Source organism: Candidatus Woesearchaeota archaeon (genome assembly GCA_018302225.1).
In the GTDB taxonomy this organism is placed as follows: domain Archaea; phylum Nanobdellota; class Nanobdellia; order SCGC-AAA011-G17; family JAGVZY01; genus JAGVZY01.
This window is the reverse complement of sequence record JAGVZY010000007.1, coordinates 1-20,377: the sequence shown is the minus strand read 5'-3', so window position 1 is coordinate 20,377 and position 20,377 is coordinate 1. Positions and strand designations below refer to the sequence as shown.

General features: G+C 29.0%; 18 protein-coding genes and 2 tRNA genes. 17 read left to right on the top strand and 3 right to left on the bottom strand.

Annotated features, from left to right (window positions below; genetic code table 11):
- Positions 1–5: 5 nt before the first annotated feature.
- Genes J4403_01165 through J4403_01155 form a run of 3 tightly spaced genes read left to right on the top strand, consistent with a single transcriptional unit; the run spans position 6 to position 2,585 of the window.
- Positions 6–431 (top strand): hypothetical protein, encoded by a 426-nt coding sequence (locus J4403_01165; protein MBS3166800.1) that lies wholly within the window; start codon positions 6–8, stop codon positions 429–431.
- A gap of 25 nt (positions 432–456) precedes the next feature.
- Positions 457–765, top strand: coding sequence for a 30S ribosomal protein S10 (gene rpsJ / locus J4403_01160; GenBank protein ID MBS3166799.1), 309 nt, complete (start codon positions 457–459; stop codon positions 763–765).
- Between the two features lie 35 nt (positions 766–800).
- Complete coding sequence (locus J4403_01155) at positions 801–2,585, top strand: hypothetical protein (protein MBS3166798.1); 1,785 nt, start codon at positions 801–803, stop codon at positions 2,583–2,585.
- On the opposite strand, the gene J4403_01150 is transcribed toward J4403_01155, so the two are convergent.
- Complete coding sequence (locus J4403_01150; GenBank protein MBS3166797.1) at positions 2,586–3,188, bottom strand: L,D-transpeptidase; 603 nt, start codon at positions 3,186–3,188, stop codon at positions 2,586–2,588.
- A gap of 104 nt (positions 3,189–3,292) precedes the next feature.
- Between J4403_01150 and J4403_01145 the strand changes: the two genes are divergently transcribed.
- On the top strand, positions 3,293–3,664 hold the full coding sequence (locus tag J4403_01145) for a hypothetical protein (protein MBS3166796.1): 372 nt from the start codon (positions 3,293–3,295) through the stop codon (positions 3,662–3,664).
- A 5-nt stretch (positions 3,665–3,669) separates the two neighbouring features.
- Here J4403_01145 and J4403_01140 read toward each other — a convergent pair whose 3' ends face one another.
- Both J4403_01140 and J4403_01135 read right to left on the bottom strand, forming a co-directional pair.
- Entirely contained in the window at positions 3,670–4,596 is a 927-nt protein-coding gene (locus J4403_01140; protein MBS3166795.1) for a hypothetical protein, read from the bottom strand.
- Between the two features lie 13 nt (positions 4,597–4,609).
- Positions 4,610–6,295 carry a cation:proton antiporter gene (locus J4403_01135; protein ID MBS3166794.1) on the bottom strand — a complete coding sequence of 562 codons (1,686 nt, stop codon included), beginning with the start codon at positions 6,293–6,295 and terminating at the stop codon, positions 4,610–4,612.
- Positions 6,296–6,417: 122 nt separating this feature from the next.
- Here J4403_01135 and J4403_01130 point away from each other — a divergent pair, with 122 nt between their 5' ends.
- From J4403_01130 to J4403_01070, 13 genes are all read left to right on the top strand, one after another.
- Entirely contained in the window at positions 6,418–6,675 is a 258-nt protein-coding gene (locus tag J4403_01130; GenBank protein MBS3166793.1) for a hypothetical protein, read from the top strand.
- Positions 6,676–6,771: 96 nt separating this feature from the next.
- On the top strand, positions 6,772–7,092 hold the full coding sequence (locus tag J4403_01125) for an LAGLIDADG family homing endonuclease (protein MBS3166792.1): 321 nt from the start codon (positions 6,772–6,774) through the stop codon (positions 7,090–7,092).
- A gap of 9 nt (positions 7,093–7,101) precedes the next feature.
- Positions 7,102–7,231 (top strand) — tRNA-Ser (locus tag J4403_01120).
- A gap of 188 nt (positions 7,232–7,419) precedes the next feature.
- Positions 7,420–7,620, top strand: a complete 201-nt coding sequence (locus tag J4403_01115; GenBank protein ID MBS3166791.1) for a cold shock domain-containing protein — start codon at positions 7,420–7,422, stop codon at positions 7,618–7,620.
- A gap of 99 nt (positions 7,621–7,719) precedes the next feature.
- A complete protein-coding gene (locus tag J4403_01110) occupies positions 7,720–8,640 on the top strand; it encodes a tRNA-dihydrouridine synthase family protein (protein MBS3166790.1) in 921 nt (306 codons plus the stop codon).
- A gap of 114 nt (positions 8,641–8,754) precedes the next feature.
- The gene (locus J4403_01105) at positions 8,755–9,657 is read left to right on the top strand and encodes a hypothetical protein (GenBank protein MBS3166789.1); all 903 of its coding nucleotides are present in this window, start codon (positions 8,755–8,757) and stop codon (positions 9,655–9,657) included.
- An 18-nt stretch (positions 9,658–9,675) separates the two neighbouring features.
- Positions 9,676–10,983, top strand: coding sequence for an AAA family ATPase (locus tag J4403_01100; protein MBS3166788.1), 1,308 nt, complete (start codon positions 9,676–9,678; stop codon positions 10,981–10,983).
- Between the two features lie 168 nt (positions 10,984–11,151).
- Positions 11,152–11,259, top strand: a tRNA-Trp gene (locus J4403_01095).
- A gap of 310 nt (positions 11,260–11,569) precedes the next feature.
- The gene (locus J4403_01090) at positions 11,570–13,489 is read left to right on the top strand and encodes a hypothetical protein (protein MBS3166787.1); all 1,920 of its coding nucleotides are present in this window, start codon (positions 11,570–11,572) and stop codon (positions 13,487–13,489) included.
- A 15-nt stretch (positions 13,490–13,504) separates the two neighbouring features.
- Positions 13,505–14,725 carry a hypothetical protein gene (locus tag J4403_01085; protein MBS3166786.1) on the top strand — a complete coding sequence of 407 codons (1,221 nt, stop codon included), beginning with the start codon at positions 13,505–13,507 and terminating at the stop codon, positions 14,723–14,725.
- 37 nt (positions 14,726–14,762) lie between these two features.
- Entirely contained in the window at positions 14,763–16,025 is a 1,263-nt protein-coding gene (locus J4403_01080; protein ID MBS3166785.1) for a hypothetical protein, read from the top strand.
- A gap of 154 nt (positions 16,026–16,179) precedes the next feature.
- Positions 16,180–19,947 (top strand): fibronectin type III domain-containing protein, encoded by a 3,768-nt coding sequence (locus J4403_01075; GenBank protein MBS3166784.1) that lies wholly within the window; start codon positions 16,180–16,182, stop codon positions 19,945–19,947.
- A 114-nt stretch (positions 19,948–20,061) separates the two neighbouring features.
- The coding region (locus tag J4403_01070; GenBank protein MBS3166783.1) for a hypothetical protein at positions 20,062–20,377 on the top strand (316 nt) is incomplete at its 3' end.

Below are 20,377 nucleotides of genomic sequence, written 5' to 3'. Positions count from 1 at the left end.
TTTTTATGATTAATTATATTTTAATTCTGGAGTATGAACCTAATGATTATAAATTTAAAAAATCTATTAAGAAAATGTATTCTTTAAAAAAAGGTTCAATTTATTCTTTAAAGATTTTTGGTGGAAATTTTGCTGGAGGCAATATTTATGTAATGGATGGTTTTGAACTAAAAGATGAGGGATTAACTAGATTAGTTTTAAGGTTTCCAAAAAGTATTAGTGCTATGTTTAATCAGAGAAGTTTAAGAGATGGAGTTTTTGGCTTTTTTTATAATTTAAAGCTTGAAAAAGTTGATAATTCAGGAGAGAATTTAGACCCCATAAAGACTATAAAGTCTATTTATGGAGGTAATCGAAATTTAGGAAATTCTTTAGAAAGTCTATTTGAACATTTAGAAACATTTAAAAACCCTTCTGAAGATAAAATTTAAATATAAGTGTTTAATCAAAGAGACTATGCCAAAAGCACGAATTAACTTAGCAAGTGCAGATATTGATAAGCTAAATCAAATCTGTGAATCAATAAAGGATGTAGCCAGTAAGACTGGAGTAGATATTTCTGGACCAATTACATTACCAACTAAAAAGCTTAAATTAACAACTAGAAAGTCTCCTTGTGGTAAGGGAACTGCTTCTTGGGATAATTTTGAAATGAGAATTCATAAAAGATTAATCGATTTAGCTGCTGATGAAAGAGCATTAAGATTAGTAATGAGGGTTCCTATTCCTGAAGAAGTTAATATTGAAATTGAATTAATTGATTAAAAAAGTTTATATATTCCTTAAATGTTCTTAATTTTATGGACTTATTTGGTTTAAAGTTAAAGTTAAGTAATACTATATTAGCTGATCAAATTTTAAATCCAAAAACAATTACTAATACAGATCAGCGGATTTCTAATTTAATAGGTGGATTTGAATATGACTATCAAAAAGTCAAGCAATCAAGAATTAAGAATCGGAATGAAATTATAAGCTTACAAAAAGCATTAGAAAGAGTTAATGAATTAGATTTTAACACAATGAAAAGTATAGAAAGAACTTCTGTTAAAGACATAAGAAGCTATGAAAAGCAATTAAGAAAACAAATTTATGATATTGTAAAAATAATAAATTCTCTTAAAAAATTAATTGAAGATGAAGATTTAGAATTAATGTATGATATTAGACAACCTTTAACTATTTTTGAGGAGTTTATTAATAGGTTAAAAGTAGTTATGAAAGGAATTCAATTAGATAAAACTACTGCTGGAAAAATTCAAATGATTTTATTAGGAATAGAAAAAGAATATGAATCTCTAATTGGAAGAACAATTCAGTTTATAGAAAATGATTTTAAATATTTTAAAAGTATAGGATTAGAATTTGATAAAATTAACCCTAATTTAGAAACTGATTATGCTTTAGTTACTCATTTAAAGAATAGAGCTAAGTCTAAACAACAAATAAATGGAAAAGTTCAGTGGATAATTTCACAAATCCAACAATTAGAAAAGAGATTTATTTCTTTAAAAGATAATAAAAAGATAGATCAAAATGTTGCTTTTGAGGTTATAAGAGGACTTTCTTATTTTGAGACTCAGTTTAAGGAACTTATACAGGTTTGTATTAGTAGGGTAGATATAGCAAATCATATGATTATAGAATCAGCAGTAATGCAGAAAGATAAGTATAGAGAATTAGAAATGATTAAACAAGAATTAAAAGATTTTTATAAACAATTTATTGTTGAACAGGAAAGGATTAAAGAAAATGAAAAAAATAAAATTAAAGTTCAGCAAGCATCTAAACGAATTGAAGAATTTGATGAATATAAAAAAGAATTAGAATTATTAATTAGAAGTTTTGAAAAAGAATTTGAATTAAAAGTTGAGAAAGTAGAAAAGAAAGAGATTAAAGAATTAAAGATTGAGGAAAAGCAACTTCATCAAGATGTTAAAAGAATTGGTATGTTTAGTAGTAGATTTAAGAAAGCTGTGGCTACAGCAGTATTAGTTACCTCTGTTTTTGCTGGTGCGGGATTTGCTCAAAAAGGTTATTCTACTTATGGTTATTTGCTTAAGGAAGATACTGCTTCTGTTGAAAGTTTGAAGTCAAATCCAGATTTAGCATCTAAAATAATTATTAACAAAGATACAGGAGATATATCTTATATGGATTTTAAATCTTCTGAAGTGGTATGTGCTGGTTATGTAAAAATGGCTTATGAAAAAATGTATGGTTCTAGTTCAGCACAAAAAAATGGGGTTTATGGTAATGCTTGGCATATGCCTGCAAATATTTTAGCTAAAGGGGGTAAAGTAATTTGGAAAGGTACTGGTGATTTAGATTATTCTCTTCTTAAGAAAGGAGATATTATTGGAGTAAGATACAGGATGAGCAAGTATTTACCTCTTGCACAAAAGGCAGGACAAGATTTCACTCACGTGGTTTTAGTTGTAGGGTTTGATGGGAAGACCCCTTTAATAGCTCACTTATTTCATTCACCTCTTTTAAATTCTGATAAAGGTGATAGAATTGACAATTTATCAAAAAATTTTATATTAGAACCACGTATAGTTCTTAGAACTCATGCAAATTTATAATTAAGGTTTAATTATAACATAATCACCAATATCAACTTTATTGTATAACTTTTGAGCATCTTTGACGTTAAGTCCAACACATCCTTCTGTTTGATATTTAAATATCTTTGGACTATGTCTTAACCCGTGTATCCCAATACCTTTCCAATCAGGGGTTTTAAATCCCTTATAACTTTGAGATTTTAAACGCATCCACCTTGTTCCAAATGGACTTCTTATTATGTTAAATAATGAATATTCTAATTCCCTTATTAAATCTGTTTTATATTTGCCTAAATAATTTTCATCTATTTTTGATTTTTCTTGGATTTTAAATATGCCTTCAGGAGTTAGATTATCTCCTATTTTTGATTTATTTTTTCCAGAAGTATTTTTCCCTATTGCAACAGTATATTTGTCTTCAACTTTTCCATTATTATAATAATAAAGTAAAAAATCAGATTTATCAATTACTATTACACGCTCTTGTTTTTTAACTATTTCTTCTACTTTTTGTTCTAAATCAGATAATTGTTGTGGCTTATTTTCTGAATTGAAATTATTTGGATTTAGTAATAACCAACCTGCAGCTACATAAGTTAAGATTTTTGTGCCTAATTTCATATTTTCTTTTTTAATATATTAGATTTATAAAACTATCGAGTTGATACTACTTATTAGATACGAAATCGAAAGTATTTAAAATTGTAAAACTTGGTTGTTAGTTTATGAATTGGTATAGAGTTAAAGGATATTTGGGACATGTTGGTAAAGGTAAATCTTTAGATGTTTTATATTATATCCATGCGGAAGATATACTTCTTGCTAGAGATTTTTATTTTAATATGGGTAGAGTGAAATTAACTAATTCAAGAAAATACAACATTTCAAATAAATTGCGTATTCGTCCTAAACTTTATTTACCTAATATGTGCTTAGCTGATGATAAGGAACTAGAATTGTTGGAATATATAGTTAGTTTAGGAGCATATAAAGAAGAAACATTTAAAGGAAAAAAAGTTAGATATCATTTTGCACCTAATGGGGGTAGATTATATAATTTAGTTATGAATCTAAATCAAGAAGCATCATTATTTTAGAGAATTTAATATCTTTTTCTTATTCTATCAACTCTTTTATCCATATCTGAATAATTTAAAACTTTAGAAATATTACTTAAATATTTTATACTTAAGAAAATTAATCCCGTGGCAGATAAAATTAAAATTAATTTACCTAATTGATTTGGCAAACATTGATTGGGTAAACCTCTAACAAATCCACCGACTATTTCTGGTTGTTGAGGGATGATCCCCCCATTTTCAAGAATAGCACACTCGCAATCATCAACGTAGGGTAAATATCCTGTAAATATCGGCTTAACCACAAAATTAAATGTGGCTGTTTGATAGATTCCTTGGAAAATAGTAAAAATAGCACCTATTCCTAAGAGAATAGCCCCTGTATTTGCACAAATTCTTTCAATAGATTCCCCATTATTGGTTGAATTTATACAAGCAGTAAGATTTTGTCTAATCTCCTGGATGTTTTCTAGTTTTGATGTTCCAAGTGCTTCAATTGATTTATATATTTTAATTTCTTCATGAATAACTTTTTCCAAAGTATTAATATTATCATTCTTTATAAGGTTCCTTTCTTCTCCAATTTTTTCATTAAGCTGTTTTATATATAAATTTAAATTTACTAAAATAGAATAAACTTTAGTTTGAATAATTTTTCCTTGTCCTTGTTTTAGTTCAGGATAAAGATTATTTAACTGTAAAAAGGTTTGGGCTATAAGTCCTTCAACTACTTCAAACATCTTTTCTTGAAGATTTAGAAGTTCTAAAAAATCGGCTACACCTTGATTATTATTTATTTTTTTGTTTTTTAGGTTAATAAATATTCTAAACTTTGTTTTGTTAATATTTATATTTGTACTTCTTGTTAGTGCTGATTTGGTAGAAATAGTTTTTAATAATTTTGCTACTTTTTTAGCTTCAGCCCCTTTTATAAGACTTAATATTTTCATGCCAATTACTTATTTATATACTATTTAAACTTATCTTTTTTAAATGAGATTTTCTTTCTTTTTCTAAAAGTTTTTTATTGAATTTTATTTTATTTATTAAATTTGCAGCATGCTCTCCACTAAGTGTATAAGGCATGATAACATAGTCTGCACCTTCTTCATATAACTTAATAGTATCTTCGTGGTGATGTGTAACAACAATCACTATTGGATTACTTTCCGAATTTCTTGCTTTTTTAACTAGTAACATATTTGTTTCTAAGTTTGGAATTGTTGAAATTATTAATTTTGTTTTTGAAAGATTTAATTCATTTAATAGTTCTACATCTTGTGCATCTCCATATCTACAATGAATTTTTTTCTTTTCTAGTTCTTTTATGATTTCAGGATTAAATTCTATAATTAAATATTTTTTAGATAATTTTTTAATTGCAGAAAGTAATGCTGAGCCTGTTCTATTGAATCCAAATATTATTGTTTTATAAGAGATATTTTCATCGAAATTACCTTCATTACGTTTTTTTCCTTTTCTTTCAAAAGTGCTTAAAACTGAGGAAAAAATGTTATAAATTGAATTTGAGTAAGTAATCATATACGTTGAGATTGCAATTGTAATAAGTGCAACTAAAGTAATCATAGATAATAAACTTTCTGAAAGTCTTCCGGATTCAAAAGCTAGGGCACATAAGATTAATGAAAATTCACTTACTTGTGCGAGATTTAAACCGGTTATAAAACTAGTTTTTTTAGTATATCCTAAAATACCCATAATAATTAAGATGATTATTGGCTTTATTAAAATTACAAATGCAGAGATAATAATTGCAGGTATAATTATAGTTGAAATGTTTGCTAGATTTATTTGTGAGCCTAGTAAAACAAAAAAGATTATTATAAAAAAATCTCTTAGGGGTTTTACTTTGGAACTTATTTCATAGTGATAGGGTGAAAGAGATAATGTAATTCCAGCTATTAAAGCACCTATTTCACCTGATAAACCTGCTAGTTTGAATAATATTGCTAGTGCAAAACACCAACTTATTGAGAATAGAAACAAAAATTCTTGTGAACTTGATATTCTTTGGTTTAGTTTTGGAAGTAAATAAATTGCAATTAAAAACAAAATTAAAACTAAAATTGCTCCTTTTAAAAATCCAGAAAGTGCAATACTTATTATATCCGAATTTTTTGCGGTTGCAGCTATTAATATTAATGAAATAATTGCGAATAAATCTTGAATTATTAATATGCTGACTGAAATTTTTCCGTGAAGAGTTCCTGTTTCTTGTTTATCTGATAATAATTTTAGAACTATAATCGTACTACTAAATGAGATTGCTGCAGCAATAAATATTGAGCTTGGGAAAGGGATTGAAATAAATTTTTCTAGTATTAATGAAACTCCAAAGGTTATAACTACTTGTAAAACTCCTATTAGTAAAGTGATAAATCCTATTCCTTTTATAATTCTTGGATTTAGACTTAAACCTATTATAAATAATAAGAAGATTATTCCTACTTGTGAAAGTATAGAAATTGTTTCTGAGTGTTGGATAATATTTGAAAAATAAGTACTTGCAACTAAACCTGTTAGAATATAACCTATAATTAAAGGTTGTTTCAAAGCACGCATTATTCCTGAGAATATTGTTGCAACAATAATTAAAAGCCCTAATTCTAAGAATAGTGTTTGCGACATAATCCCTCTTTTAAAGTCTTAATCTGATTGTTATTTATAAAGTTTGCTTTATAAAAATACGACTTATGACATGTTGACATCTTGACGCACCCTTTTTAAATAGAAAAATCTTTAATCTTAGAATGAATATTTCAAAAAGAAATAAACAAAATATCTTATCTGCTTGGAAAAAAAGACATGGTGTCGATGAGATATATATCCAAAGAAATCAAAATAAATATTTTGGATTAAAGTCAAGAATTTGTGGATTTATGATGGGTGAGGGAAATATATTAATTAATAATGGAAAAAAATGTAAACATAATACCTTAAGGTTTTTTCCAGATCATTACTCTTTAGTTCTTTCTTTTAATGAAGATTTGTTAAAAGTCTTACAATAAAAAGCCAAGATTATAAAGAAAAAGAATTACTTTTGGGTAACTTTAGATTCAAAACCTGTCGTTCTGGATTTGCTGAAATCTGGAAAGTTTGGGATTTTGAATTTGGAGATTCCTGCGTGGATTTTAAGTTCAAGAAAAAATCAAATAGAATGGCTGAGGGCTTTTTTTGATTGTGAGGCTTATGTAGATAAAAGAGCTATAGTTCTTAAAACTGTTAATTTACATGGATTATCTCAAATTAAGGTGTTATTAAATAATTTAGAAATATCTTCAAGACTATATCAATATCAACCAAAAAATAAGAATCATAAATTAAATCATATTTTAATAATCGGTAGAAAAGAAGATAGGGAAAGATATAAAAAAGTTATAGGTTTTAATCATACCACAAAGCTTAAAAAACTTGACAATTTTTGAAAAGATTGTGCCACGATCGCATAACCTGGTATTGCACAGAATCCTTCTAAAATCTTTTTAAAGGATGTGTAAGCCTGGAAACCAGTTTATAGAGAGTCTGACCTTAATCGGTATCTCGGTTCAAATCCGAGTCGTGGCGTTTTTTACTTTTTAATATAGTTTTCTTTGTTTTTGAAGGAGTTCAATAAAATAGTAGGTATTAACCTAAATTTTTCTTAAAAAAGGAATAATTTATAAGTAGAAGGTATAATTCTTATAATATCAGAGTTTGTATCATTAAAATATGCGTGAAACCTAGTTCTGATAAAATTTAAGGTGAAAATTAAAATGAATGGAAAAGTAAAATTTTTTAACGAACAGAAAGGCTTTGGCTTTATTGCTGGAGATGATGGACAAGAGTATTTTGTACATAAAACCGGATTAAAGGAAGGAGCTAGAATAAGAGACAACGATGAAGTTACATTTGAGGTAGGAACTGGAGACAGAGGTCCTAAAGCAATTAATGTAAGTTTAGCAAAGAAAGATTAAACTTAATGAAAATTAAATAAATTCTTATCTTATTTCTATTTTTTTATTTTTTATAACAGAAAGCATATAAATATCACTCTCAATATTTTATAAAATAAGATGAAAGATATTTCCAATATAATTAGAGGAAAACTAGTTCTTGCACCTATGGCGGGTGTTACTAATTTGCCTTTTAGGATTTTATGCAGAAGATATGGTGCAAGTTTGGTTTGTACTGAGATGATTAATGCTAATGCTTTATCTAGAGGAAATAAGGCTACAGAAAGATTAACTGAAACTTGTGATGAAGAAAAACCTGTTTCATTTCAATTGTTTGGAACTAAAGAAGAAAATTTCGTTGAGTCTATTAAATTTATTGAAGAGAAAGCAGATATTATAGATATTAATATGGGTTGCCCTGTTGCTAAGATAATTAAACAGGGTGCAGGTGTTGCTTTACTTAAAAGACCTGAAAAAGTTAAAAGATTAGTAAGTGCAGTTGTTCAGGCAACAAAAAAACCTGTTTCTGTGAAAATAAGAATTTCTAGTTTAGAAAATACAATTAAAATTGCAAAGACAGTTGAAGATGCGGGTGCGGCTTTAATAACTATACATGCAAGAACGGCGCAACAAGGTTATTCTGGGAAAGTTGATTGGGGTATAGTAAGAAAAACGAGAAGAGAGCTGAATATACCTGTAATTGGTAATGGTGGGATAATTGATGAGAAGAGTGCTGAAAAGTACAAAAAATGTGCAGATTATTTAATGATTGGAAAGGCTGCAATTGGCAATCCTTATATATTTACAAGATTAAATGAGTATTTACAAGTTGGAAGATTTATTCCTCAGATGGATAAAATTGAATTGTTTAATGAGTTTTATAAATTAACTGAAAAATATCCTATAAAAGAAACTGATTTTAAAACTCAAGCTTTATGGTTTACTAAAGGGATTAAGAATTCTACTGATTTAAGAAATAATATTTCTAAGGCAAAAACTAAGCAAGAAATTCTAGAAATCTTTGAGAAAGAAAAGAACTAATCATTCCTTAGAGGTGATTAATTTTGTAATTACTTTCAAAAGGTTTAAATAATTTACACAGCATCTTAGTTTTTAAAGTTTACAAAATAATATTTATTGTTTCCGGAGGCAAAAATGAGTGGAAAAGATCAAGAAGATTTGGAAAATAAATTAAATGATGGTTCTCAAGGACTTTCAATTGAAGAAACAGGTATCTTAGGTGAAGAACCTTTTGAATCTGGAAGACCTATTGTTTTGCCACAAAAAGAAAAAGATGGTAAATTTGAATTTAATTCAGAAGAAGCACTTGAAACTCCTACTTCTTTAGAAAAAAAAACATCTTTAGATGAAAAGATGGATACTCGGGGTGCAGTTGAATATAACATTGATAGTACTGAAGATGATTTATTTATAGGAATTCAAAAAGGTGCTTTAGAATTAGAAGATTATACTAAAATTGCTAAAGCAAAGAAAATAAGATATTACTTTAGAATTGGTACTACTTGGATAACCTCAGGTGTACTTGCTGGGGGATTACTTTGGTATGCTTTTTCAGGGCAAGTTACAGATTATGCGCAAGGACTTTTAAGATATATTAAATCTCAAAAGCATAAAATTGAGACTGTTGAAGTAGAAAAAGCTCAACTTACCACAGCAAATGAGAAACTAGCAAAAAAATATCAGGGTAAATTAACTCGTTTAACTTTAGAAGAAAAAACAAACCTAAAATTAGGAAGATATCCTGTAGTGAACACAGATGAAATATTTTTAGCTTTGCTTGATAGATGGGGTTATGGGGACAATAGCGCAAGTGTTCCACCTGAAGCATATAAACTAGCACGAATTTCAAATAATGGTTTAACACCTGAACAATTTGTAAGAATAAATCAAAATGAAATTAAACAAGGTGTTGCTCCTTGGTATAATGCTGGAAATCTTGCAACTGCAGCATTAGTTTTTGGTAAAGAAAGCAAAGAATACAAAACTCTTGAACAGTGTTACTTTGCTCAACATCCTGAAGACGATATGAGAGAATAGTTTTATTGGTAGGTTTATATGACTTGTGAATTTATAACTATTATAGGTGGTAAAGGCGGTTCTGGAAAAACTTCTAGTGTAGGGCAAGCAGTTTATGGTTTGGCAAGAAGAGGAGAGAAAATTTTAGTTGTAGATTTAGATAGAGAAAATGGTAATCTTCTTCAAAGACTAACTGGATGTCAAACTTATCATAATAAAATTGTTGGTTTATCTGAATTAGCTAAAGAAGGTTACAGAATTTATCAAGAACATTATGGTTATTTGAAAAGATTAGCAAAGGAAAGTTTTGAAGATCCTAAAAATAGAGATAACATGCTAAGAATTATGAATAATATTGATTATCAAGCAAAATTTTCTTCTAAAGGAGATAGTCAAAAATATGAAGCTGAAAAGGAAAGATTACGTAACGCAAATTTAAATAAGAGGGCCATGCAATTAGTGTGTGAAACTACTGATTTTCAAAAAGTAATTGAAGATAATCTTGTAAAAATTTCTATTCCTGGTGCTAAATATCCTGTAGATCTTTTACCTGTTGCAGGAACTATATCTGATTTAGCTACTCAAAAGGAAAATGTTAATAGCGAAGAATTTATGCGTATTCTTTTAAAGACTACATTTACTCGTTTTATTCCAGATAGGTATACTAAGAGTGTATTTGATGGTGCTGCAGGAGAAAATAGCTTTATTAGAAATATTGGAATATCTTCTCATTTACTTTTGGCAGTATATAGTGATTTACCTGATGAATCTGAAAGTTGTGAAAAAGATTTAAAGATTTATTTGCATTCTCTCTGGGAATATGCGAAGACAAACAAAACTAATAAAAAATTAAGAGTAGCTTTGATTACAAATAAACTTACTTTTGGTAAAGAAGTTTCTTATAAATTTCCAATTAAAACCAGTCTTTTCGGTTCTAAAAGTTATGTTCTTATTAAAGATATAAAAGATGAAGATTTAGAAGGCAAGATTAATAAAGATAATAAAGATGATTTTATAACTGAGACATATAAAGAACCTTCAAATTTAGAAGCTCTAAAATCAGTTAAAAAAGATATTGAAGACAAATTTGGTGGTTTAAAGGATATAATTTTTGAAGATATACCTCCATTAATAGAAGATAGTAGATATCCTTTGGCAAGTAGACAAAATAAATTTTATTCAATTGTATATCCTAATTCTTATCTTACTTTGCAAAGTGAAATTCTTGCTGAGAGAATAATCGAGTTATGTGCTAAAACTGATGTAAGTTTAGTAGATAGACTTAAGATGTTTGGTCATAGGTTTGTTGGATTAAAAGCAGATAAAGAACCCGTTGAAGTATGTTAATATTGAGTAAATGACTTAATTCTTTTCATATCTTAATCTAAAAGCATTTAATTTATAATTTACTTAAGTCATTTACTAATTAGATAACAGTAGATTATATAATTAAATTAGGTAGTTTTCTAATTTTCAGTACATTTTATAAATAACCTCTTTCTAAGAAATATTTATGGGAGTATGGGGTAATCAGGTATCCTCGTCGGCTCCAGTTTAAGATTGTTACCTTAATGGTAATTAGGAAGAAACCGACTGATCCAGGTTCAAATCCTGGTGCTCCCATTTTTTACAACGCTTTTTTTGTTATCTTGTTTTGAGGTAACAGATTTCTAAATGTGTAGTAAACCTTAGTAATAACATCTAAAAGTATTTATATGGGTTTTGCTGAAAAGAGTAGGAATAATTGGAATTTAGTTAAAGTTACTATTCAATAATGATTACAAACGGAAAGGTTTATAAATGTAAGGACATATTTAGCTATTACTTTAGAGTTAAAATCCTAATAATGACCTTTAAAGGCTGTTTAAACAAAGTTTAAAGTTTTTTTAGGTTTAAGCGAGGGGTGTTTTTACAAAATTGGAGGACAATTAAAATGATTAAACAAAATGGAATAGTTAAGAAAGTTCTATTGGGTGCAGTAGAGTTAGCACTTTTATATCAATCAATGAAGGGTACTGCAGATGCAAGAACTTTAAGTGGTCAAAAAAGTGTTAAAGAATATATGAATACTCTTAAGAACAATAAAAAAACACAAGCAGTTTATCAAACAATAAATGATGTGTTTACTCAAATAAAATCACCTTTGAGTGCACTTACTGACAAAAATAAAAAGAATTCTGAAATAAGTTATTTAGACATAACTGATGGAAATTTGGGTGTTGTTGTTAAAAATCCAATAGGAAATTTAGAAGGATATGTATTTTCATTTAACTTAAATAATGATTTAAGAAGTAAATTAGACAAACAAGAAGTATTGAGTAATGGAAAAAAATATGCTATAGATGCAAATAAAATAAATGCTATTTATGCTACAGGTGATGTAGATGAAATATCAAAATCAGTTAAAGTGGATACTTATCATATTATAATGGGTAAGAATCATTTAGTTTTAGATGCTGAAGATGTTGCAGAACTTGTTTCAAGTCAAGTTGTAAAAATAGAATCTACAGATGATGATAAAGGAGATTCACTAGCTTTAAAATCAAGCGATGATAGTGATTCTGATACAAAGTTAAGATTAGAACAAGCTCAAAAAGATCTTGATGCTAAAGTAAAAGAATTAGATGATATAAGTAAAAGGATGAAAGAAGATATTAAATCAGATTCACCTGCAAATCCAATTGCTCCAGTAGCAAGTGGAGTAGAGGATACTTCTGGAGAAACCATATCAGAAACTCCAAAAATATCACAACCTGGATTTTTAAGCAAGGCAAAAAGTTATATTGCAAATGTTTTCAAACATAAAATCAAAGAAACATCAGATACAGTTGTTGTAGAACCAATAAGAGAAAAACCTGGATTTGATGAAGTAGATACTTCAATAGAAAGATATAATGGAATAAGTCTTGAATTGTTTGGATATCCAAATAGAAGAGAAGATTTAGTTACTATAATTGAAGGAAAAGCAGGAAAACTTGATGCTGATGGAAAAACAATGACAGCAGATATAGTTTATGGAATTGCAAATGCAAATCTTCCACTTTATGCAGGTTATCATGGATTTGTTAAAGATCTAGTTGAAGCTATGATTTTAGCTAAAACAAATGGTAAAGATGCAAGTGGAGATTTAGGTGCCTGGTTTAATATGGGAAAATTAGGAAATATTGGTGCCTCAGTTTTATTTGATCAAAGAAAAGCTCCTAAGACAAAAGTAAGTTATACAAAAGATCTTAAAAAAGGAAGATTGGGTTTAGGAATAAATACTTCTGGAGATGGAGTTGACTTAAAAGGATGGGCAGAATATATAAGAAATGATAAGCATGCTTTTGTATCGGCAGTAAGAAATATGAATGGTAAAGGTGGAAAAATGCCAACTACTTCTGCAGGTATTTTAGGTAATAACCTATACACTTTGGTTTTAGCTGATGACAATAAGGCAGTTATTGAAGTTGGTGGAAACACAGTAAAGATACCTTATCAAGTAATAAAAGAAACTATTCAAAATTATACAAATAGAGTTGGATTAGATGTATTTAATTCCTATCAAGATATGTGGGATGGTTTAACTTGGATGGCTGCAGCAGGAAGACAATCTGTTGCAAGTAGACAAGACCTAAGTGAGAAAAGATTTATTCAAGCTGCCTTAGCTTATAAAACAACTAATGGTTGGATGGGTGGACTTGGAGCAAGTTTTGAAGCTACAGGAAAAAACTACCAAAACCAAATACAAATTGAAGGTGGAAAGTGCTTTAAGGGATTGAATGCAGAAGCTAAGCTAAAATATAGCAGACTACAAGATAAAAAAGGAAACAAAGTAGGTAGTCTTAACTTCAATATTCAAAAAAGGTTTTAAGTGGGGGTTCAAAGAATGAAAAAAATATTATTTACAATATTAGCAGTCTTAATGATTAGCTTAAGTACAGTTAGTACTTTAGCAATTGGAGAATCATTAGGTGGTTCTGACTCTGATTCAGATTCAAGTTCTGATAGTGGAAGTTCAGATTCAGGAATAAGCATTGGTCAAATATGGGATAATCTTGTTAATTGGTTATTTCCTAAAGAAGGAGAAACAATTAGTACAGATTTAGATCCATTAGATAATTTAGGAAATCCTGGAGATAGTACAAACTGGGATACTGATAGTGATCAAGCTGAAGATGAAATACCTGATGAAAAAAATGATCCCATTGAAGAAGGAACAAAAGATGATCCTTCAACTTTTGAAATAGATCAAACAGCACCTATAATTGTGCTTACAATATCACCAAACAATCCTGTTTTAAATCAAAAAATTAAGATTAAAGCAGTTGCAAGTGATGAATCAGGAATATCAAGTCTTGAAATTAAAGTTGATAATAATAAAATCGTAAGTTCAACAAGTTCAGTCTTAGAAACTGAATTTACAGTGACTGAAAAGAAGACATATACAGTTGAAGCTGTTGCAATGGATACAAAAGGAAATACTGGAGCACAAAAATTAGTGTTTACAGCTGAAAATACACTTCCAAGCTTAGAAGTAAGTGATGTTACAGTGTATGAAGGTGAAGAAGCAGTATTAAAAGTTAGAACATTTGATGCAGAAGATGCAAATGATGTTATAATTAGCTTTAAACCAGTTGCAAATTCTAAAGGAAAAACAGCAAATATAGACAAACAGGGAAGATGGAGAACTCATGCTGGAGATGCAGGAGAATATGCAATAACAGTAACAGCCGAAGATAAAGCTGGTGGGCAAACAGTTACAACTGCAAATATAAGGGTAGTTGCAAAAAGGCCACATTATTTTGTAATTGATAGTGTAAGAATTGAAGATAGTGCAATGGTTGGCGAAGACTTAAGTGTTGCAGTATTTGTTAGAAACGAATTTGCGGACGAAGAAGAAATGGAAATATCAGTTAATATACCAGAATTAGCTGTTAAAGCAAAAGCTGAAATATCTGAATTGAAGAAAGGTGATTCGGATATTATAAACTTAGTAATCAGCTTACCTAGTGATATACAACCAGGTGAGTATGGAGTTGTAGCAAGTGTTACAAATTCAGATTATGAGGGAGAGCTTTACTTTACAAGCTTAGAGGTTTATAGTTAACTGTTATAGAACAAAACCTATAGGAGGATTTTGAAAAATGAAAAAAACAATGTTTGCAGTGCTTGCATTAGTATTGATGGTATTCACATCAGTTGCTCAAGCTGCAGTCTTTACAGAAGACAAATTTACAGTTGACAGCATTAAAATTGATGGTGATTTAATCGATTCATATAGCACTAGCAGAATATACGGTGCTGGACTTGGTGAAAATTTGAAGATAGAACTTCAATTAAGATCAAGTGCAGATGTCAAAGATGCTAAAGTTAGAGCATGGATTGACGGAACTAAAAGAGATATAGAAGATTCAACAAAGGCATTCAACTTATATGAAAATGTAGTTGAAAAAATAACTTTGAACTTAGAAATACCAGAAGATAAAGTTAAAGAAGGAGACTATGAAATAAATATAGTAGTTGATTCTGGTTACAGTGAAATGAAAGTTTTCAGTATGCCATTAAAAATTATGAAAGACGCATACAACTTAGAAGTTAAAAATGTTGAAATAGTTTCAACTAGTGGTTCAGAAACTGTTGAAGCAGGAAAAACATTCCAAGCTAAAGTATGGGTTGAAAACAATGGTAGAGAAGACGAAGAAGATGTTGTAGTTCAAGTTGCTATACCTGAATTGAATATTAAAGAGTCTGAAAAAGTTGATGCATTAGACGCTGGAGAAGAATTCAAGAAAGAGTTCCAATTCAAAATAAGTGCAGATGCTGAAGCTAAAGATTACGATGTAATTGTTACTGTTTCAAGTGATAATTATGACAACGAATATTTTGACAAGATTGTTTCAAAACAAACTGTTAAAGTAGTTGAATCAAAAGCAATAGCAAAAGATGCTATCACAGCAATAACTAGTTCAAACGAAATTGTACAAGGTACTGAAGCTGTTTACGCAATTGCAATAACAAACTTTGGAAGTTCTGAAAAAGAATATTCTGTTGAAATTGTTGGTGCAGATGCATGGTCAACAGTAACTAGCCAAAGTGTAAAAGTTGCTTCAGGAAAAGTTGGAGAAATAAAAGTTACAGTTAAAGCAAACTCAGATGCAGCTTTAGGTGAAAAAACTTTCACAGCTAAAATAAAAGCAGACAGCAAAGTAGCTAAGGAAATGAACTTAACTGCAAATGTTGTTAAAGCTTCAAGCAACTGGGACAGTGTTAAAACTGGACTTGAAATTGGATTTGCTGTATTAGCAATAATCTTAGTTATAATCGGACTTATCATAGCTTTCAACAAATTGAAAGGCGATGATGAAGAAGAAATGACTGAGAGTTCAACTGGTCAGACTTATTACTAAGTCTATTTTTTTCTTTTTTTCTTTTATTTTTAGTCTCTAGTTAGAAATATAGTAGGATAACCTTAATTTCTTAGTAAAATATATAAATAAAGTTTGCATTTCTTTGATTTAAGCGTAGGATAACCTGCTTAAAACACAAAAAAGAGGGTTAAATTTGGTTTTTGCAAAATATGTTCTAAAAAATGGAAAAAAGATAGGCCCTTATTATTACGAAAGTGTGCGTGGAAAAGATGGTAAGATTAGAACAAAATATCTTGGAAAAAATCCTAAAAAAAGTTTAATTTCTATAAAAAATTTTGGTTCTCCTACAAAGTTTATTAGCAAAATTCATAATTCTTTTACTAATGAGCATAAAGCACATCACTTTATTTTTTTATTATTAACTTTATTTTTTGTATTTGGATTTTTTGCTTTGCAGAATTTATCTAATAATAATTTAATTACTGGGCATGATGTTGCAGTTGCTTCTGAAACTGATTTAGATAATGATGGGGTTTTAAATGCAGATGATTATTGTCCAGAAACACATGCTGATTGGATAAGTAATGTAAATGTTGATGGCTGTGCAATAAGCGTCGGAAGTAATGATACTTACTCAGTTCAACCAAGTGCCGCAGCAGGAAAAGATACTATTATTTATGATAATGATGGTTCTGATGATTCTAATTATCCTGAATCTCAGTATAACTATGGAACTAATCAATATCTTTCTGGAGGAAATACCCCTTGCTTGATGTTATTAGAATTTAATTTAACTGCTTTGCCTTCTAATTCTGAATTAATTTATGCAAATCTTAGTTTAAATGTTGTAGGTGCACCAAGTACTTTATCAATTTACAAAATTGATTCTTTTTGGAAAGAGGGGGCAGGTTCTGGTTCAGGTATTAATTCTGATTCTATAAATGGTTCTACTTGGATAGAAAAATATTTTGGTGATAACATAGATAATTTAACTTCAGAAAATGACCCTGCTGATTGGAATTATAATGGTAGTGATGTAGATGTAAATATATTTCAGTCTATAATCATGCCTACTTTGAGTAATGAATATTTTTCTGTAGACATTGCGGGAATAGCACAAGGATGGATTAATGAAAGTTATGATAATTATGGTCTTGGAATTAATGCTACTGGTGGGGCAGATGTCTCTGCAATTTATACTAGTGATATTACTGGACAAGAACCTAACTTCACAATATTATATATTATTCCAGATGATGATTTGGATAATATTACAGATTCAGATGATTTATGTATTCATACTCATGCAGATTGGATAACTAATGTAACTGGATTTGGATGTGCACAAGGTCCGGGTTCAAATGATACTTTTGTTAAAATTTATCAGAATTTTTCAGATGAAGTTGATGATACTTATTTTTATAACGATTCTCTTAATTATAATAAGGGGATTGAGGATGATTTATATATAGGGGGCAATTATGGATCTAGTATTACTTATAGAACTTTATTAAAATATAATATTACTTCTTATTTACCCGTTAATGTTTTGGTGGATGAAGCCATTCTTAGTTTGTGGTCTGCGTATGTATCTCATTTTCCTACAGAAGATTTAGAATTAAGTTTGTATCCTATTAATAGATCTTGGGAAGAAGGGGTGGCTGTAAACGCACCGAATTCAAATTCTATTAATGGTACTACTTGGGATGAACGATTTTATGGTTTAAATTGGGATGTTCCTGGTGGAGATTTTATGGATACTTCCTTAATAAATCAGAGTAATATTACTATTACAAACGCTCTTGAGGAAGTAAACTTTACTATTTTAGAATATTTAAATAATCTTTTGAATGGAACTTATTTAGACCAAGGTATATTAATAAAATTGAGTGATGAATGGAATAGAGGAAGCATAAGTTTTTATTCTGCTGAATATAATGCTTCTTTGAGACCAATAATCACAGTTCAGTATTCGGTTGATGCAGGGGTTCCTATAATTACAAATTTGGTTAATGATTCAATAACTTCAAGTTCAGTAACTATAACTTGGACAACTAACGAAAATGCAAATTCAACAGTTTATTATGGAACTGATGTGGATGTAATAAGCCAGGTGGGAAGTTCAAATTTAGAAACTTCGCATAGTGTGGTGTTATCAAGTTTAGGTGCTGATACAGTCTATTATTATAATGTTTCAAGTTGTGATAAATGGAAGAATTGTAATATTTCTGAACAAGAAAACTTTACAACTGCTGCTGGGCCAGATGCAATTGCACCTTTAGTTTCAGCAGTTGCAAGTTCTTCAATTACTCCAACGGATGCAACAATAACTTGGATTACTTCTGAAAATGCAAATTCAACGGTTTATTATGGAACGACAGTAAATACAGAAACTGAAACTGGAAGTGCAACTTTAGAAATGGCACATAGCGTTGCATTATCTAGTTTGGATATAAATTCAACTTATTATTATAATGTTTCAAGTTGTGATGCGACTGCAAATTGCAATATTTCTGAGCAATATAATTTTACAACTTATGATACTTCACAGCCCGTGATTACAAATCTTTTAAATTCATCAATTACTTCAAGTTCAGCAACTATAACTTGGACTACAGATGAAGATTCAAATTCAACAGTTTATTATGGAACGACAGTAAATACAGAAACTGAAACTGGAAGTGCAACTTTAGAATTTTCACATAGTGTGGGTTTATCGGGTTTAAGTGCAAATACAACTTATTATTATAATGTTTCAAGTTGTGATGGCGGTGCAAATTGTGCAATACCTGAACAAGAGAATTTTACGACTTTAGATAATTTACCGCCTATAATTACAAATCTTTTAAATTCATCAATAACTTCAAGTTCAGCAACAATAACTTGGACTACAGATGAAGATTCAAATTCAACAGTTTATTATGGGACGACTGTAGATACAGCAACTGAAACTGGAAGTGCAACTTTAGAAATATCACATAGTGTTGCATTGTCTAGTTTGAGTGCAAGTACTACTTATTATTATAATATTTCAAGTTGTGATATAGATTCAAATTGTAATATTTCTGAGCAAGAAACATTTACAACTTCTGCAGCAACTAGTCAGGACAATCCATCTAGTGGTGGAAGTTCTGGTGGGGGTGGAGGAGGTGGAAGTTCTGCATCTACAACACCAAGTATAATAATTCCAATTACAGAACCAATTAAACAAAGATTACCTGAATTAAACTTGGTAGAAACAGAAAAAGGACAAATTTTAGATTATGAAGGTGGAAGGCATATAATTAAATTAAGTGAAAATATAGAGCATATTTTTGAAATAAATAAAATTAGTGAAGAAGAAGCTTCGTTTACTTTGTATTCAGAACCGATCAGTTTTACTTTAAAGAAAGGTGAATCCAAAAAAATAGATATTAATAGCGATAAAATATCGGATATCCAATTTAAATTAAATGAAATTTATAATAGGAATAAAGTAGATGTTCAAATTACTAAACTTTTAGGTGCAAATTTATTACCTGAAAATAAAGAAATTTTGGATCAGATTCCTAAGAGTAATTTAAACTCATTTAAATTTATTCTTTTAGGAATAATAAGTCCTTTGATATTATTTGGAATTATAATTTATTTAGTATATTATTCTAAAAATAAAACTAAATCCAAAGCTAAACAGAATAAGTTGCTTGAATTAGTTAACCAAATAACACAGAAAGAAAATAATACTTTATTAATAGAAGAATCTAAACTTAAGAAAGTTGAGCCTAAATTAGTCAAGCCTAAAATTATGACTCCTGAAGAAAAACAAAGAAAGCATATAGATAGTATAAAAGAGAGTATTAAACAAAATTTAAGTAGGGGTTTCTTGATTGAAGATGTTGAAAATAGTTTGTTAAAAGCAGGCTATTACAAACCATTTGTTAAACAGGCTGTAAAAGAAGTTTTGGCTGAAAAGAAAGTATAGTCTTTTTTAAATGTAGTTCAACCAAAATTTATAGAAATATATATAAAGGAAAATAGTCTTTGTAATTAAGAATTGTAGGGTAACCTAAAATAAAGGCTTAAAAGAGGGATTTGAGTGGTTTATACCAAATATATTACAAAGAACGGAAAGAAAATAGGTCCTTATTACTATAAGAGTGTTCGTGGAAAAGATGGCAAGGTAAGAAGTGTATATATTGGTCATGATGCAAAATCCAATGCATCAAATTTTAATTCATTAAATGCTCTAAATTTTAAAATTAAACCAAAATCTAGATTAAAAATTATTTTAAATTATCAATTATTTAGATTTTTTAAACATTTGAAAACAAATTTATCTTCATATCTGCTTGTTTCATTTTTAATCTTGTTTGTTGGAGGATTTTTTGCATTTGGTGGCTTTAGTAATTCGT